Below are 16,270 nucleotides of genomic sequence, written 5' to 3' on the forward strand. Positions count from 1 at the left end.
GCCGAAGGGGCGCCGGCCTTCGAGCTCCCCGGCCGACGCCGCCGGCGCGCTCAGACCGGCAGCAGGAACATGGCGGCCGCCACCAGCGTGGGGACGGCGGCGCTGGCCAGCAGGCGCAACGGGGAAATGGAACCGTCCGGGAAATTGCCCTTCAGGATGGAGAAGCCGGCCGGATTGGGCGCGTTGGCGATGACCGTCAGGCCTCCGCCCGTGACCGCGCCGGCCACCAGCATGTAGCGCCACACCTCGCTGGTGCCTTCCACGAGCGAGCCCAGGTAGGTCAGGGCCGCATTGTCGGTCACCGCGGTCAGCGCCGTGGCGCCCCAGAACAGCACCGTGGGCGACAGGCCGCCCAGCAGGTCCTGCAGCCACCATTTCTGCAGGCCGCCCAGCACCACCAGCCCGGCCAGGAAGAAGCCGACCATCAGGCCTTCGCGCACCAGCAGGGGATTCTGGTAATGCTGGTAGGAGTGGGCATAGCCGATGAACAGCATCAGCAGCGCCATGAACACGATGGGGTGGTGGGCGCCCAGCACGATGGCCACCAGAAAGGCCACGTGGATGGCCATGACGGTGAAAGGCACGGGAAGCTGGCTCTGCCTGGTTTCCTCCATACCCTCCCCCATTTCCAGCAGCGCCTTGCGGCACAGCAGCGTGGCCAGGCCCGCATTGATGACCACCGCCAGCACCGCGCGCCAGCCGAAATGCGTGGCCATGTAGGCCGTGTCCCAGCCGAAGGTGTTGGCCACCATCAGAACGGGCGGCGCTGCGTAGGCCGTCAGCACGCCGCCAATCGAAATGTTCACGAACAGCACGCCCACCGTCAGGTACTTGAAGCCGGCGTGGCCCTGGTGGCGGAAATAGGCCTTGCGCAGCAGCAGCGCGGCCAGCGTCATGGCGGCCGGCTCGGTGATCAAGGAGCCCGAAAGCGGCACCACGGACATGGTGATCAGGTACATGGATACCTTGTCCGGCATGGGCAGGGCGCGCGCCAGCAGGGCCACGGTCTTGTTGACCAGCTCCAGGATGGGGCGGCTGGCGGCGACCACCATGATGGCGAACACGAACATGGGCTCGGTGAAGTTGCGCCCTTCCAGGTACTGGATGGCCGAATCCAGGTCGATGAACACCGCCATGTAGGCCACCAGCACACAGGCCCAGACGCCAAAGACGGCCTCGACCTCGGAGAGCATGTGCCAGAGCCCGGCGTGACTGCCTCCCTTGTTGGCCAGGCGCGCGAAGAAGGGGACGGAGAAGGTGTGGATGATTGCGATGGCGAACAACGCCGTTGCAACGATCTCGAGTGGAGTAGCCATTCCTCAAACCTTTTTTATAGCATTATTGAAATTGGAGAAATCCGCATCAGGCCAGGCTTACGGTGCCGGCCAGGGCCGCCACGACCAGCAACACGCCCACCCAGATGTTGGCCCGGAACAGGCGCAGGCCCCGTTCGGGATAGCGCACGTCGAAGTGCCGCATCTGCCAGCTCAGGTGCGCGGCGATGACCGCCATGACCACGTAGTACAGGACGCGCTCGTTCAGCAGGTAGCCGCCCGCCAGCCAGCACCCCATGCCGGCGATGTAGAAGCCGCTGATCCAGGCCTTGCCGGCCTCGCGAAAACGCAGCGCCGTGGAGTGCAGGCCCAGCTTGGTGTCGTCCGCCACGTCGATGTAGGCGTAGATGGAGTCGTAGCCCACCTGCCAGAGGATGGCGCCCACCCACATCAGCACGGCGCCGACCGGCACGACATTCTGCGTGTCGGACCAGGCCATCAGCATGCCCCAGTTGAAGCAGATGCCCAGCACCACCTGCGGCCAGTACGTGAAGCGCTTGCACAAGGGGTAGATCATGACGATGGGGAACAGCGCCAGCGCCAGCCAGCGACTGTATTCATTGATGGCCAGCAGCAGCAAGGCGCAGACCGCGATCTGGGCCAGCACGAAGATGACGGCCTGGCGCATGGTGATCTGGCCGCTGGTCAGGGGCCGGAAGCGCGTGCGCTCGACCTGGTGATCGAAATTGCGGTCGGCCATGTCGTTGAAGCAGCAGCCTATGCCGCGCATCAGCAGGGCTCCCAGGGAGAACACCACCAGGCGCCAGAGCGTGGGCAGGCCGTCGGCCGCCTGCACCAGGGCGGCGATGGCCGGCAGCAGGGTCAGCCAGGTGCCCACCGGCCTGTCCAGCCGGCACAGGCGCGCATATGGGCCCCAGGACGCGGGCAGATGGCGCGCGACCCAGTCGTCCGCGGGGCGCATGTCGGAAAGATCGGGACGCCGGGAGGTATCGGAAGCGGGTGGAGATGTCATGACGGCAAAACCTGGATCCGCGGCGCATGGCCGCGGGCTGAAAACAGGCATACCCTCCGCTGGGAGGGTATGCCATGGATTCGGACTACAGACCGGGGAAAGCAGGGCCGTCCCCGGCGGACGACGGCGCTGACAGGCGCGCCAAGGGCATCGGACCAGACGCGGGGCGAATGGCGCCGGTGCATGGCGCGGCGATCAGGCTTCTTTGATGAGTTTACCCAAGATGGCGATGCCCTCGCGAATTTTTTCCTCCGGCACCGTGGCGAAACTCAGGCGCAGCGTGTTGCGCTTGACGTCGGCACCGGCGTAGAAGGGTTCGCCGGGAACGAAGGCCACCAGATTCTCGATGGCTTTCTGCAGCAGCACGGTGGCATCGATGTGTTCGGGCAGGGTCACCCAGATGAACATGCCGCCCTCGGGACGGGTCCACTTGGCGCTGGCGGGGAAATGCTGCGCCATGGCGTCCAGCATGTAGCTGCACTGCTTCTGGTACAGGTCGCGCACCGTGGGCAGGTGCTGGTCCAGAAAGCCGGTGCGCACGGCCTCGTAGACAGCCATCTGCGTCAGCGTGGAAGTATGCAGGTCGGTCGCCTGCTTGATCTGCACCAGTTTATCGATGATCTTGCGCGGGGCGACGATGTAGCCCAGGCGCAGGCCGGGCGCCAGCACCTTGGAGAACGTGCCCAGGCGCACCACCGTGGCGCCTGCCTTGCGGCCCAGGGCCAGCAGGCTGGGCAGACGCTCGCCGGCGTAGCGCAGCTCGCCGTAGGGGTCGTCCTCGACGATAGGGATGCGGGCGGCCGCGCAGCGCTCGACCAGCTCCTGGCGGCGCTCCAGAGGCAGGCGCAGGCCGGTCGGGTTCTGGAAGTTGGGCAGCGCATACAGCAGGCGCGCGCCGGCGGCCTCGGGCGAAGATACGTATTCGGGCAGCATGCCCTGCTCGTCCGTGGGAATGGCGGTGTAGGACGGTTCATACAACGAGAAGGCCTGCAGGGCGCCCAGGTAAGTGGGGGATTCGACCAGCACCTTGCTGCCTTCGTCGATGAACAGCTTGCCCAGCATGTCCAGCGCCTGCTGCGAGCCGTTCACCAGCAGGACCTCGTCCGGGCTGACGGTATCGCCTTCGGCCGTCATCTGGTCGGCCAGCCACTGGCGCAGCGGCAGGTGCCCTTCCGTGGTGGCGTACTGCAGCGCAACCCGTCCCTGCTCGCTCAGCACCTTGTCGAACGCGCGATGAATTTCCTCGACGGGAAAGCCGACCGGCGTAGGCAGACCACCCGCAAAAGAGATGATCTCGGGGCGCGAGGTGACCTTGAGAATTTCACGAATCGCGGAGCCGGTCAGTTTCTGGGCGCGTTGGGAAAAGGTAAAAGGCTGGGATAGGGAATCCATGATGCGGAACAGTCCTGAATAAGAACAATTGAAACTTCACATACAAACTTTAGGTTTGTAGATTACCGCAGGATGCGCGGCCGGGCCGTCATCCTGCACCATTTGGCGCAACGCGGCGCTAATTTGCAACATTTTGACGCGTCTCCTGGACCGCAGGGATGGCTGGCTGGCGCGATGCAGGCAATGGTATCGCTGCGGGTGCAGATGCTGTTCACATCCTGGCGTCAGCCCGGACCGGGCCGGGTTGGCGGGAGGGGAATGGCAGCCGGCAAGGGCGGACGGATCCGCGCGGCCGGAGCAAGGCTGCCTGCCATGGTCATTATTAGCGTGCTTGCTCTACCTTGCCACCAAGCCGCCGCCAACGCAAGAGCCATGCGGCTCCAGCCTCGGGATTTACCCTGAAAACAGGCTCCTGGCGCCCGCCTGCGATTGTGGCCGAGGCAGGATTGAGGGTATTGTATATACAATTATTGCGACAAGGAGCCCGCCCGCCATGAGCCTCTCCCCTCCCGCCTGCCGCGTGAGCGTGCTGGAAGCGGACAGCCTGCCCGAACAAGCCTGGAAGAACGGCGGCGGCGCCACCCGCGAACTCCTCTGCCATCCGCCTTGCGCCGGCTTCGAGGATTTCGACTGGCGCATCAGCATCGCCCGGGTTGCACAGCCGGGCGACTTTTCACGTTTTCCGGGAGTGGACAGGCACATCATGCTGATCGAGGGTGCCAGCATGCCCCTGACGGACAAGGAGCGCGGCAGCACCCATGTGCTGCGGCCGTTCGAGCCCCATGCCTTCGCGGGCGAGGCGGCCGTCGCCAGCGCCCTGCCCCACGGGCCTACCCGGGACTTCAACCTGATGCTGCGCCGCGGGCGCGCCCAGGGTGGGTTGCAGGCCTGGCGCGGCCTCGCCGCGCCGGCCGCCCTGAACGCGGGCTTTCATCTGCTGTACGTCGCGCAGGGCGCCTATCACGCCAGCCTGGACGGCCAGGCCTGGCCGCTGGCCGCCGGGCAGGCCCTGGCCATGGCCTGCCCGCAGGGCGCCAGCCTGCAATGGCGGGCCGTCGGCCAGCAGGGCGTCCTGGTGCATGCATTCATCGCCTCTTCCAAGGATTGACGACTCATGAGCTACACGCTTTGGACCAATCTGCGCCTGGCGCCTGGCGCCGATCCCGCGCATGCCGTCGAGGACGCCTGCCTGGTCGAGCAGGACGGGCGCATTGCCTGGCTGGGACCGCGCGCGCACTTGCCGGTCCAGTGGAGCCGGCCCGACCAGGAGCATGAGCTGGGCGGGCGCTGGGTCACGCCGGGCCTGATCGATTGCCATACCCATCTTGTCTATGGCGGCAACCGGGCGGAAGAATTCGCGCTGCGGCTGGCCGGGGCCTCCTACGAGGAGATCGCCCGCCAGGGCGGCGGCATCGTATCCTCCGTGCGCGCCACGCGCGCGCTGGACGAAGAAACACTGCTGACGCAATCGCTGCGCCGCCTGGACGCCCTGCTGGACGAAGGCGTCACCGCCATCGAAATCAAGTCGGGCTATGGCCTGGACCTGGAGAGCGAGCGCAAGATGCTGCGGGTGGCGCGCCGGCTGGGCGAATTGCGTCCGGTGACGGTGCGCACCACGTTCCTGGGCGCCCACGCCCTGCCGCCCGAATACGCGGGCCGTCCCGACGACTATCTGAACCTGGTGTGCGAAGACATGATGCCGGCCCTGGCGGCCGAAGGCCTGATCGACGCCGTGGATGTATTTTGCGAGCGCATCGCCTTCGACCTGGCCCAGTCCGAACGCGTCTTCCAGGCAGCGCGGACCCTGGGCCTGCCGGTCAAGATGCACGCCGAGCAATTGTCGAACCTGGGCGGCAGCGTGCTGGCCAGCCGCTATCGCGCCCTGTCCACCGATCACCTGGAGTACCTGGACGAAGCCGGCGTGCTGGCCATGAAGCAGGCGGGCACCGTGGCCGTGCTGCTGCCCGGCGCATTCTATTTCCTGCGCGAGCGGCAGTTGCCCCCCGTCGAGCTGCTGCGCCGGCACGGCGTGCCCATGGCCTTGTCCACGGACAGCAATCCGGGCACCTCGCCCTGCGCTTCGCTGCTGCTGGTGCTGAACATGGCCAGCACGCTGTTCCGCCTGACCGTACCCGAAGCCCTGGCGGGCGTCACCCGCCACGCCGCCCGCGCCCTGGGCGATCCGGACATCACCGGCGAACTGAAGCCCGGCGCACGCGCCGATTTCGTGGCCTGGGACGTGGACTCCCTGGCCGAACTGGTGTACTGGCTGGGCCTGCCGCGCTGCGCGCTGGTGGTGCGCCATGGCCGCATCAGCCGCGACCTGCGCAAGGGGGCCGCATGACTTTGCCGCAACATCACGACGCCCTGCTGGCCCCTTGGGCGCGCATAGACGGCCGGTGGCAGGCCAATGTCCTGCTGCGCTGGGACCAGCAGGGCACGTTGACCAGCCTGATCCCGCAGGCCAGCTCCCAGGACATACGCGCCGCCGGCCGGGTCCATGCGGCGCAAGGCGCGGTTCTGCCCGGCATGCCCAATCTGCATTCCCACGCATTCCAGAGCGCCATGGCGGGCCTGACCGAATTCCGCAGCCAGGGCCAGGACAGCTTCTGGAGCTGGCGCGACCTGATGTACCGCTTCGCAGCGCGCCTGGAGCCGGACCAACTGCGCGCCATCGCCGAATGGCTGTACATCCAGATGCTCAAGTCCGGCTACACCAGCGTCTGCGAGTTCCACTACCTGCATCACCAGCGCGACGGCCGGCCCTACAGTCCTGTCACCGAACTGGCGCAAGGCGTGCTGGAGGCGGCGCGCAGCAGCGGTCTGGCCGTGACCCTGCTGCCCGTGCTGTACCAGTACAGCAACTTCGGCGCGGCAGCGCCGCGCGACGATCAGAAGCGCTTCCTGAACAGTCCGGCCCAATTGCTGCACCTGCTGGAATCCCTGCAAAGCAGCCATCCCGCCGGCCTGAACCGGCGCTATGGCGTAGCGCCCCACTCCCTGCGCGCGGTCACGGTGGAATCGCTGGATACCTTGCTGCGCGGACTGCCCCAAGCCGGCCCCATCCACATCCACATTGCTGAGCAGACCGCCGAAGTGCAGGCTTGCCAGGACCGCCATGGCTGCGGGCCCGTCGCCTACCTGCACGACAACTTCGAGGTCGACGAGCGCTGGTGTCTGGTGCATGCGACCCACGTCGACGAACAGGAGCGCCGGCGCATCGCCCGCAGCAGCGCCGTGGCCCGCCTGTGCCTGAGCACCGAAGCCAACCTGGGGGACGGACTGTTCCCCGCCGCGCCGTTCCTGGCCGAAGGCGGACGCATCGGCGTGGGCTCGGACAGCCATATCTGCGTGGATTGGCGTGCCGAACTGCGCTTGCTGGAGTACGGCCAGCGCCTGCTGCTGCGCCAGCGCAATGTGCTGAGCTCAGACGCGCAGCCTTTTGTTGCTGACCGGCTTTTCGACGCGGCGACGCGCGGCGGGGCCCAGGCTTCGGGGCGTGAGTCAGGGGAACTGAAAGCCGGCCGTCAAGCCGGCCTGATGGTGATAGACCTGGAGCACCCCGTCCTGGCGGGACTGGACAGCCGGCACTGGCTCTCCGCCCTGGTCTTCGCCGAGCGGGCGCACTCCAGCCCGATCCGCGATGTCTTCGTCAGCGGCGCGGCCTGCGTGCTGAACGGCCGCCACCCCCGCGAAAAAGCCGCTTTCGCCGCCTATCAACGCGCCATGGCGACGCTGTTGCGCCACGCCTGAGCACCTGTCGAGGTTCCATCATGACCGTCTATACCTTGCAAACGGGCGCCGCCCCGCTGCTGATCTCCATTCCCCACCTGGGCACGACCATTCCCGAGGACCTCCTGGCCGGCATGCACCGCGACACCGCCCTGCGCCTGGACGACACCGACTGGCACCTGGACCGCCTGTACGCCTTCGCACGCCGCATGGGCGCTTCCATCCTGACGCCCTCGCATTCGCGCTACGTGATCGATCTGAACCGTCCGCCCGACGACCGGAACCTGTACCCCGGCAAGAACACCACCGGCCTGCTGCCCCTGGACACCTTCGACGAAGACCCCCTGTACCTGCCAGGTCGCGAACCGGACGACGCCGAGAAGCAGCGCCGCCGCGACCTGTACTGGCGGCCCTACCACGACGCCCTGCAGGGCGAGCTGCAGCGCCTGCGCGGCCGTCACGAACGCGTGCTGCTCTGGGAAGCGCACTCCATCCGCTCCGTGGTGCCGCGCCTGTTCGAAGGCCGCCTGCCGGATTTCAACTTCGGGACGGCCGACGAGGACAGCGCCCTGCCCGGCCTGGCCCAGGCCCTGGCCGACGAAGCCGCCCGGGCGGGCTACAGCGCCGTGGCGAACGGCCGCTTCAAGGGCGGCTACATCACCCGCCACTACGGCCGGCCCGACCAGGACATACACGCGGTGCAGCTGGAGCTGGCGCAGATCAACTACATGGACGAGGCCCCGCCCTACGCCTACGATCCGGCACGCGCCGACAGGTTGGCGCCCGTGCTGGAACGCTGCCTGGAATTGGCGCTGAATACACTGTCAAAGGATTCCCGCTGAACGCAGCATGACCACAGCCTGGACAAGAGCTGTTGCCACGTTTCTTTTCTACGAGAGTCCTGTTTGAGATAGGCCGCAGCAGCGGCGACCTCAATATTGGGCGGACCCCGATGCAAAGACTTGCTGCACGTTGTCGGCCGTCAGCAGGTTCAGGCTCCAGGCTCGAACATCCGCTTCAGACCCTTGGCCCAACAGTTCCTGCAAATGAGGAGCGAGAGGGCCAAAACGATGTTCCATTTGATGGCGTAGCAAGGCCTGCTGGCCCTGAGCCATCCATTGTTCGGTCCAGTTAGGTGGACTGTCATCCAACATGGTGGATATCTCCGAAAAGTGATTCAAGGCAGGTAATGGAACACAGGGCAGCCGCTCGGGCAGCAAACCGTGCATGACCCATTCCAGCAAGGTGCGGCGCAATCCTTCCGCCGCCTCTCCCGACAGACGATGATTCAGAGTCTGAACAAGCTCGCGCAACTCGTCCAGACTCTGATGGTGATGCAGGCGGAATATCAGGCCAAGCAGGCTATCCGTCGGCAAGGAGCCGTTCATAAGCTGCTGTTTTTGCTCAATCAGCAAATATTCCTGCCTGGGTTGGTAGCGTTTCAACAACAGAGGCGTCGGCATGAAAAGATCTTCCAGGCGTGTTGACGCCGCCCAGCGCCGCGTCCCGCTGTAGATGGCAATCGGCAACACCAAGGGCAGGCGCCCCGCAACCAAACGCTCTCGCCTGGCCAGGTTCTCCAGCAAAAGAGATGTATATGTCGTCATGCGCAAAGCCATCAGAGGGTCCACCGTGGACTGGTGCTCCAGGCTCAGCAATATGTACTGTTCCCGGCTATCCCGCCGTCGCAATCTCCATACCAGGTCTGCATTGCGACTGCGTCCGCCACGCGCGAAGTAAGAGCTTGGCAATAATTGGCCGCCAGCCGTGTCCAGCAAGGACGCCAGCTCTGCCGAAACCACCGTTTCCAGCAAAGACTCCAGAACCAGCACATGGCTGAAGATCTGACGATAGGCAGCATCATGGACGGACACATCAGGCTCCTGAAAACACCCTGACCACGCGCTTTCGAGCACGCCTTGCCATTCACGGCGAGGTCAAGCAAGGCGATACCAATACAGAGCACAGAGCGCTCCTGTAGCGTGGACGAGAAACTCCGGCAGCAGTACCGGAGCTCTTCACAGCATGCCCGACCCCATCTTCGGCGACCAGCTCGAATACCGGATTGGTCCATGCGTACAAATGCCCATGACCCCTGAAAATAAAAAAAAGCCGATGCGGAATTTTCCGCATCGGCTTTTTACCTGCCGCTCAGGTAATCAAAAAAGATCAGCCGCCGTATTGGCCAGGCTGTCGTCCAGCACCAGAGCCTTGAGCGCCTCGATGTCCGGGGCCAGGTAACGGTCCTGGTCATAGAACGGCGCGGCGGCGCGGATGGCGTCCTGGACTTTCTGCAGGCGGGCCGACGTGTTCAGCGGGGCATGGAAATCGATGCCCTGGGCTGCGCACAGCAGCTCGATGGCGACGATGGCGGCGGTGTTCTGCGCCATGTCCTCCAGGCGGCGGGCCGCAAAGGTCGCCATGCTGACATGGTCCTCCTGGTTGGCGGAGGTCGGCAGGCTGTCCACGCTGGCCGGATGCGCCAGCGACTTGTTTTCCGAAGCCAGCGCCGCAGCCGTGACATGGGCGATCATGAAGCCCGAATTCAGGCCCGCGGACGGCACCAGAAACGGCGGCAGGCCGGAAATGCTGGCGTCGATCAGCAGGGCCACGCGCCGCTCGGCCAGCGCGCCGATCTCGGCGATGGCCAGGGCCAGCGTATCGGCGGCGAAAGCCACCGGCTCGGCATGGAAATTGCCGCCTGAAATGACCTGGTCCGGCTGGCCGTCCTTGCCTGGGAACACCAGCGGATTGTCCGTGACGGCATTGGCTTCGGTCAGCAAGGTGCGCTCCGCCTGCTCGATCAGATCCTGCACCGCGCCCATGACCTGAGGCTGGCAGCGCAGGCTGTACGGATCCTGCACCTTGTTGTCGTTGTCCACGTGCGACTGCCGGATCCGGCTGCCGGCCAGCAGTTCCCGGTACAAGCGCGCCGCATAGATCTGTCCAGGCTGGCCGCGCACCTCATGGATGCGCGCATCGAATGGCGCGTCGCTGCCCTTGGCGGCGTCCACGCTCAGCGCGCCGGCCAGGATGGCGTTGCGGAACAGGGTATGGGCGCGGAACAGGCCGTTGAGCGCCAGTGCCGTGGACACCTGGGTGCCGTTGATCAACGCCAGCCCCTCCTTGGCCGCCAGCACGATGGGCGTGATGCCCGCGCGCTTGAGCGCCTGGCCCGCGTCCATCCACTCGCCCTGGTAGCGCGCCCGGCCCTGCCCGATCAGGGTCAGCGTCATGTGCGCCAGAGGCGCCAGATCGCCCGAAGCGCCCACCGAGCCCTTGGACGGGATGAAGGGCACGATGCCGGCGTTCAGGATGTCCAGCAAGGTCGTGACCACCTCGGAACGTATGCCGGAAAAGCCGCGCGCCAGGCTGCCGATCTTCAGCGCGAGGATCAGGCGGGCGACCGAGTCGGCCACCGGCTCGCCCACGCCCACGGAGTGCGACAGGATGAGGTTTTTCTGCAGTTGCTCCAGGTCTTCATCGGGAATGCGCTTTTGTGCCAGCTTGCCGAAACCCGTATTGATGCCGTAGGCCGGATTGCCTTCACGGATGATCTTCTGCACGATGGCCGGAGCCGCGTCCATGGCCTGGATGGCGCTGCCGGGCAGGCTCAGCGCGACCTGGTCCTGCCAGATGCGGCGCAGTTGCTCCAGGGTCAGCGCGCCGGGGGAGATCTCGATGGTGTTGCTCATAATGCATCCTGTCCTTTGTTCTTATTTGATCATGGGCAGCTTCAGCCCGAAATCCTTGGCGGTCTTGATGGCCAGATCGTAGCCGGCGTCGGCATGGCGCATCACGCCGCTGCCGCAGTCGTTGATCAGCACGCGCTCCAGACGCGCGGCGGCCTGCTCGCTGCCGTCGGCCAAGATGACCATGCCGGCGTGCTGGCTGTAGCCCATGCCCACGCCGCCCCCATGGTGCAGCGACACCCAGCTGGCGCCGCCCGCCGTGTTCAGCAAGGCATTGAGCAGGGGCCAGTCGGAGACGGCGTCCGTGCCGTCGCGCATGCCCTCGGTCTCGCGGTTGGGGCTGGCCACCGACCCCGTGTCCAGATGATCGCGTCCGATCACGATAGGGGCTTTCAGTTCGCCGTTGCGCACCATTTCATTGAAGGCCAGGCCGGCGCGATGGCGCTCGCCCAGGCCCAGCCAGCAGATGCGCGAGGGCAGGCCCTGGAAGGCGATGCGCTCCTGCGCCATGTCCAGCCAGCGATGCACGTGCCGGTTGTCGGGGAACAGCTCCTTGATCTTGCGGTCCGTCTTGTAGATGTCCTCCGGATCCCCGGACAGGGCCACCCAGCGGAACGGGCCCTTGCCTTCGCAGAACAGCGGACGGATATAGGCGGGCACGAAGCCGGGAAAATCGAAGGCGTTCTCCACGCCTTCGTCCTTGGCGACCTGACAGATGTTGTTGCCATAGTCCACCACCGGAATCCCCATTTCCTGGAATGCCAGCATGGCTTTCACGTGCACGGCGCAGGAACGCGCCGCCTCGCGCTGCAGGCGCGCATGCTGAGTGACGTCGGCCTGGGCGGCCAGCCACTGTTCCACCGTCCAGCCCGAGGGCAGGTAGCCATGGACCAGATCGTGGGCCGAGGTCTGGTCGGTGACCAGGTCGGGGCGCAGGCCGCCCGCCTGGGCGCGCCGCACCAGCTCGGGCAGGATGTCGGCCGCATTGCCCAGCAGGCCGATGGACACCGCTTCCTTGGCGGCGGTGTGCTGGCGGATCAGTTCCAGGGCATGGTCCAGGTCGCGCGCCTGCTTGTCCAGATAACGGGTCTTCAGGCGGAAGTCTATGCTGCTCTGCTTGCATTCGATGTTCAGCGATACGGCGCTCGCAAAGGTGGCGGCCAGCGGCTGGGCGCCGCCCATGCCGCCCAGGCCCGCGGTCAGGATCCAGCGCCCTGCCAGCGACCCGCCGTAATGCTGGCGGCCGGCTTCGGCAAAGGTCTCGTAGGTCCCCTGCACGATGCCCTGGCTGCCGATGTAGATCCAGCTGCCAGCGGTCATCTGGCCGTACATGAACAGGCCCGCCTGGTCCAGTTCATTGAATTTTTCCCAGGTGGCCCATTTGGGCACCAGGTTGGAGTTGGCCAGCAGCACGCGCGGCGCATCGCTGTGCGTGCGGAACACGCCCACGGGCTTACCGGACTGGATCAACAGGGTCTCGTCCTCTTCCAGTTCGCGCAGGCTGGCCAGGATCTGGTCATAGCAATCCCAGTTGCGCGCAGCTCGCCCTATCCCGCCGTACACGACCAGATGCTGCGGATTTTCCGCCACGGCCGGGTCCAGGTTGTTCTGGATCATGCGATAGGCCGCTTCCGCCACCCAGTTCTTGCAGCTGCGCTGCGTCCCGGTGGGCGCGTGGATCTCCCGGCTGGCGTCAAAACGGGGGTCCCCGCTGGGCGCGGCGGCGTTATCTTTCGGCATGGTGCTCTCCTCCATCTCGGTGTCTCTCTGAACGCGTTGGGTGTCTGAATGGGGCAAAACTGGCGACGCCTCGCAGAGCGCCGACAAAACAACGGTTTTCTTGTAAGCTCACGGTCAATGTATAGGCATTTCTTCTAATTGTCTATACATATCATGGAAAGCCCTAAGACCCTGAACAGGTTCCAAACGCTGCATGACCACATAAGGAAAGTGCAACAATGAACGCCCCGACGACACCCTCGGCCAAGGAAGCGGCCGCGCCCGCCTATCTGCAGATCAAGACCTTCGTTCTGGAAAAAATCCAGAACGGCGAATGGCGCGAAGGCGACCTGATTCCCACCGAGCTGGCCTTGTGCGAACAGTTCGGCGTCTCGCGCATGACGGTGAACCGGGCGCTGCGCGAGCTGACCAATGACGAGTTGCTGGTGCGCATCAAGGGTTCCGGCACCTATGTGGCGCAGCCCAAGTTCCAGTCCACGCTGATCGAGATCCGCAGCATCGCCCAGGACATACGCGAACGCGGCCACGAGCACACCAGCCAGGTGCTGAGCATCGAGCGCCTGCAGGCCACGCGCGCGCAGGCGCGACAGTACGGCATTCCGGTGGACACGCCGCTGTTCCACTCCATCATCGTGCATGCGGAGAACGGCCTGCCCATCCAGTACGAGGACCGCATCGTGGACGCGCGCATGGCGCCCGACTACATGGAGCAGGACTGGAGCCGGATCACGCCCAACGAATACCTGGTGCGCGTGGCCCCGCTGCCCAAGGGCTTCTATACGATCGAGGTCCAGGTGCCGCCGCCGGCCATCGCCCAGGCCCTGCACATGGCTGAACACCAGCCCTGCCTGGTGATGGACCGCAGCACTTCTTCCAGCGACCAGTTCACCACGCACGCGCGCCTGTGGCATCCGGGGGATCGGTACAAATTCACGGGACGCATGTAAAAGGCGAGCCCCAAAAAAAAACCCCGTCCATCAGGACGGGGCAAACCTCAACAAGCAATCGGAAAATTCTCAGGCCAGGTCCACGACCACGGCGCCTTTGGGGCGGGAGCAGCACAACAGGACTTTGCCGGCGGGCACGTCGTCCAGCGGTTCTTCGAAATAATCGACCTCGCCGGACACCAGGGTGCACATGCAGGTGTTGCACAGGCCGGCCCGGCAATTGAAGTCCGGGCTCAGGCCCGATTCTTCGGCCAGGACCAGCAAGGATTCGCAATCGTCGTGCCAGTTCGCCTGGCGGCCGTCGGGCAGGAAAGTCACGGTCTGCATCGAGACGGCGGAATCAACAGCGACGGGCTCGACGGCGGGAAGGCAGGCAGGCGCAGCGGCAGCGTCCGGGGCCGCATCCCTGGCCTGCGCCAACGTTTCCTCCAGCACGGTGGCCGGCCCGAAGAATTCGTAATGGATGCGTTCACGGGCCACGCCCAGGCTGCGCAGCAGGCGATAGTTGGCCTGCATGAAGCCGCTGGGCCCGCACAGGTAGAACTCGTAATCGTCCAGGGGCAGCCAGGATTGCAATTGTTCACGCGTGATCAGGCCGCTGACATGGTGGCGGGCGCGCTGCACATCGTCCGCATCGGGGTTGCGGTAGCAGAAATAGGCCTGCACGCCATGCCGCCGGGACGCCAGTTCCAGGACCTCATCGCCAAAAGCGTGCACCGCGCCGTTCTCGCAGGCGTGGATGAAATGGACGCGCCGCTGGCTGCGGCCCACCAGGCGGTGCAGCATGGCCAGCATGGGAGTCAGGCCCACGCCGCCGCTCATCAACACCACGGGCCGCTCGCTGTCCTCGTCCAGCACAAAGTCCCCCATGGGACCGGCCGCGCTCAGGATGTCGCCTTCCTGCACGCGCAGGTGCAGGAAGGACGACCCCTGCCCGTCCGGCACGCTCTGGCCCGCCGGGGCTTTCTCGTGCTTGACGGAAATGCGCAGACGGCCCGGATGATCAGGATCACCCGACACGCTGTAATTGCGCAGCACGGACTGGCCGTCGATATCGAAGCGGAACACCAGGTACTGCCCCGGCCGGTAGACCGGCACAGGCTCTCCATCGGCCGGTTCCAGCACGAAGGAGGTGATCACCGCGCTTTCCGCGCGGCGCTCCAGCACACGGTACTGGCGAAAGCGCCGGCTTGCGGCGGGGCCCGCCGAGGCCGAAGTGGCGACAGGTTCTGCCATGGACGTCTCCTGCTCAGGCCTCGACCGGGGCCGGGGCCTGCTCGGCCTCGATCAACTGACTGATCTTGCGACGAAAACGCATGGGGCCGGAATCGATGGGCAGATCCAGGGCGGCGGGACGCTCCTTCAGCCCCTTGTGCACCTCCTCCAGTACGACCTTGTCTTCCATGAAGGCGTGCCGCACGTCTTCATTGAACACCTTGGAGATCTCTTCGTCGTTGGGGCTGAAATTGCGGAGCTGGAACCAGAAGTAGCGTGTGCGCTCCTCGTCCACCGGCGTGAGGAAGTTGTACGAGTCCATCAGGAACACGGCGGGGTGGAACTGCGGGGAATCTTCGGTAGCCGCGCCCGCCGGCAGAAAGACCGCGCGGATGACGGCCTGGGAAGGGAAGCGCACTTCGTACTGCTGCTTGCGGTCGCAGTTGCCGGCGAATTTCACGAACTGCTTGTAGAAGGGGGCCACCTCCACGTTCCTGGACCAGCGCGACACCGTCACGCCGCTGTCCTGCACCTTGACTTCCAGCGGCAGGCCGATGATGTCGGGGCTGCCGAAGGAGGTCTGGTGCACCCAGGACACATGCGAAGGATCGAGCAGATTGTCCGTGACATACAGGTAGTTGCAATTCAGCTCCATGGCGTCGCCGCTGTTCACGCCCCACTCGGGATCGTCCCACTCGGCAATCTCGATCAGCTTGGATTCGTCTGCCAGGGCGGCGTCCCCCATCCAGACCCAGACCATGCCGTAGCGTTCGGCACAGGGGTAGCTGCGCACCACGGCGCTCTTGGGAATCTGTGCCGTGCCGGGCGCCTTGGTACAGGCGCCGCTGCAATCGAAGGTCAGGCCGTGATAGCCGCACTCGACCTGGTCGCCGATCAGGCGGCCCTTGGACAGGGGCAGGCGACGATGGGGACAGGAGTCCTCCAGGGCGACGACCTGGCCGTCCTCGCGGCGATACAGCACCAGGTTCTCGCTGAGCATGCGCACCGGACACAGCGCGCGGCCCACGTCCTTGGCCAGGGCTCCCACATACCAGGCATTGCGTACAAACATGATTTTCTACCCCCGATTCAGGATGAACGGCATGCTCGGCACGGCATGCTCCTTGTGACGACTTCATGATAGCCTCAACCAGACACAGGCCAATTCGCTTATTGTTTAGAATTTCTAAACCTGAAACCCTTCTCCTGCTCCGCCTGTCACGGACCTCTGCCGCCATGGACAAA

The 16,270-nt window shown here is 65.3% G+C and carries 13 protein-coding genes; 5 read left to right on the forward strand and 8 right to left on the reverse strand.

The window, feature by feature from the left end:
* Positions 1-50: 50 nt before the first annotated feature.
* The 3 genes from ACWPWO_RS15790 to ACWPWO_RS15800 all read right to left on the reverse strand — a co-directional run bounded on the left by ACWPWO_RS15790 (position 51) and on the right by ACWPWO_RS15800 (position 3,699).
* Entirely contained in the window at positions 51-1,316 is a 1,266-nt protein-coding gene (locus ACWPWO_RS15790) for a putative Na+/H+ antiporter (RefSeq protein ID WP_454007375.1), read from the reverse strand.
* 46 nt (positions 1,317-1,362) lie between these two features.
* A complete protein-coding gene (gene ubiA / locus ACWPWO_RS15795; protein WP_454007376.1) occupies positions 1,363-2,307 on the reverse strand; it encodes a 4-hydroxybenzoate octaprenyltransferase in 945 nt (314 codons plus the stop codon).
* 195 nt (positions 2,308-2,502) lie between these two features.
* The gene (locus ACWPWO_RS15800) at positions 2,503-3,699 is read right to left on the reverse strand and encodes an aminotransferase-like domain-containing protein (RefSeq protein WP_454007377.1); all 1,197 of its coding nucleotides are present in this window, start codon (positions 3,697-3,699) and stop codon (positions 2,503-2,505) included.
* A 493-nt stretch (positions 3,700-4,192) separates the two neighbouring features.
* Between ACWPWO_RS15800 and ACWPWO_RS15805 the strand changes: the two genes are divergently transcribed.
* Genes ACWPWO_RS15805 through hutG form a run of 4 tightly spaced genes read left to right on the forward strand, consistent with a single transcriptional unit; the run spans position 4,193 to position 8,273 of the window.
* A complete protein-coding gene (locus tag ACWPWO_RS15805; protein WP_454007378.1) occupies positions 4,193-4,807 on the forward strand; it encodes a HutD/Ves family protein in 615 nt (204 codons plus the stop codon).
* A gap of 6 nt (positions 4,808-4,813) precedes the next feature.
* Positions 4,814-6,043, forward strand: coding sequence for an imidazolonepropionase (hutI, locus tag ACWPWO_RS15810; protein WP_454007379.1), 1,230 nt, complete (start codon positions 4,814-4,816; stop codon positions 6,041-6,043).
* Positions 6,040-7,452: a formimidoylglutamate deiminase gene (locus tag ACWPWO_RS15815; protein ID WP_454007380.1), complete on the forward strand. Its 1,413-nt coding sequence runs from the start codon at positions 6,040-6,042 to the stop codon at positions 7,450-7,452. Before hutI ends, ACWPWO_RS15815 begins: the two co-directional genes overlap by 4 nt.
* A gap of 20 nt (positions 7,453-7,472) precedes the next feature.
* The gene (hutG, locus tag ACWPWO_RS15820; RefSeq protein WP_454007381.1) at positions 7,473-8,273 is read left to right on the forward strand and encodes an N-formylglutamate deformylase; all 801 of its coding nucleotides are present in this window, start codon (positions 7,473-7,475) and stop codon (positions 8,271-8,273) included.
* 90 nt (positions 8,274-8,363) lie between these two features.
* Here hutG and ACWPWO_RS15825 read toward each other — a convergent pair whose 3' ends face one another.
* The 3 genes from ACWPWO_RS15825 to hutU all read right to left on the reverse strand — a co-directional run bounded on the left by ACWPWO_RS15825 (position 8,364) and on the right by hutU (position 12,878).
* Positions 8,364-9,305, reverse strand: coding sequence for an Rpn family recombination-promoting nuclease/putative transposase (locus ACWPWO_RS15825; RefSeq protein ID WP_454007382.1), 942 nt, complete (start codon positions 9,303-9,305; stop codon positions 8,364-8,366).
* 285 nt (positions 9,306-9,590) lie between these two features.
* Positions 9,591-11,126 (reverse strand): histidine ammonia-lyase, encoded by a 1,536-nt coding sequence (hutH, locus tag ACWPWO_RS15830; protein ID WP_454007383.1) that lies wholly within the window; start codon positions 11,124-11,126, stop codon positions 9,591-9,593.
* A 21-nt stretch (positions 11,127-11,147) separates the two neighbouring features.
* The gene (hutU, locus tag ACWPWO_RS15835) at positions 11,148-12,878 is read right to left on the reverse strand and encodes a urocanate hydratase (RefSeq protein ID WP_454007384.1); all 1,731 of its coding nucleotides are present in this window, start codon (positions 12,876-12,878) and stop codon (positions 11,148-11,150) included.
* Positions 12,879-13,081: 203 nt separating this feature from the next.
* Between hutU and hutC the strand changes: the two genes are divergently transcribed.
* A complete protein-coding gene (gene hutC, locus ACWPWO_RS15840) occupies positions 13,082-13,810 on the forward strand; it encodes a histidine utilization repressor (protein ID WP_454007385.1) in 729 nt (242 codons plus the stop codon).
* A 69-nt stretch (positions 13,811-13,879) separates the two neighbouring features.
* Here the strand turns inward: hutC and ACWPWO_RS15845 are convergent, their stop codons facing one another.
* The gene (locus ACWPWO_RS15845) at positions 13,880-15,046 is read right to left on the reverse strand and encodes a 2Fe-2S iron-sulfur cluster-binding protein (protein WP_454007386.1); all 1,167 of its coding nucleotides are present in this window, start codon (positions 15,044-15,046) and stop codon (positions 13,880-13,882) included.
* Positions 15,047-15,059: 13 nt separating this feature from the next.
* Positions 15,060-16,097, reverse strand: a complete 1,038-nt coding sequence (locus ACWPWO_RS15850; protein WP_454007387.1) for an aromatic ring-hydroxylating dioxygenase subunit alpha — start codon at positions 16,095-16,097, stop codon at positions 15,060-15,062.
* Positions 16,098-16,270: the final 173 nt, after the last annotated feature.

It is taken from the genome of Alcaligenes sp. Marseille-Q7550 (assembly GCF_965112015.1).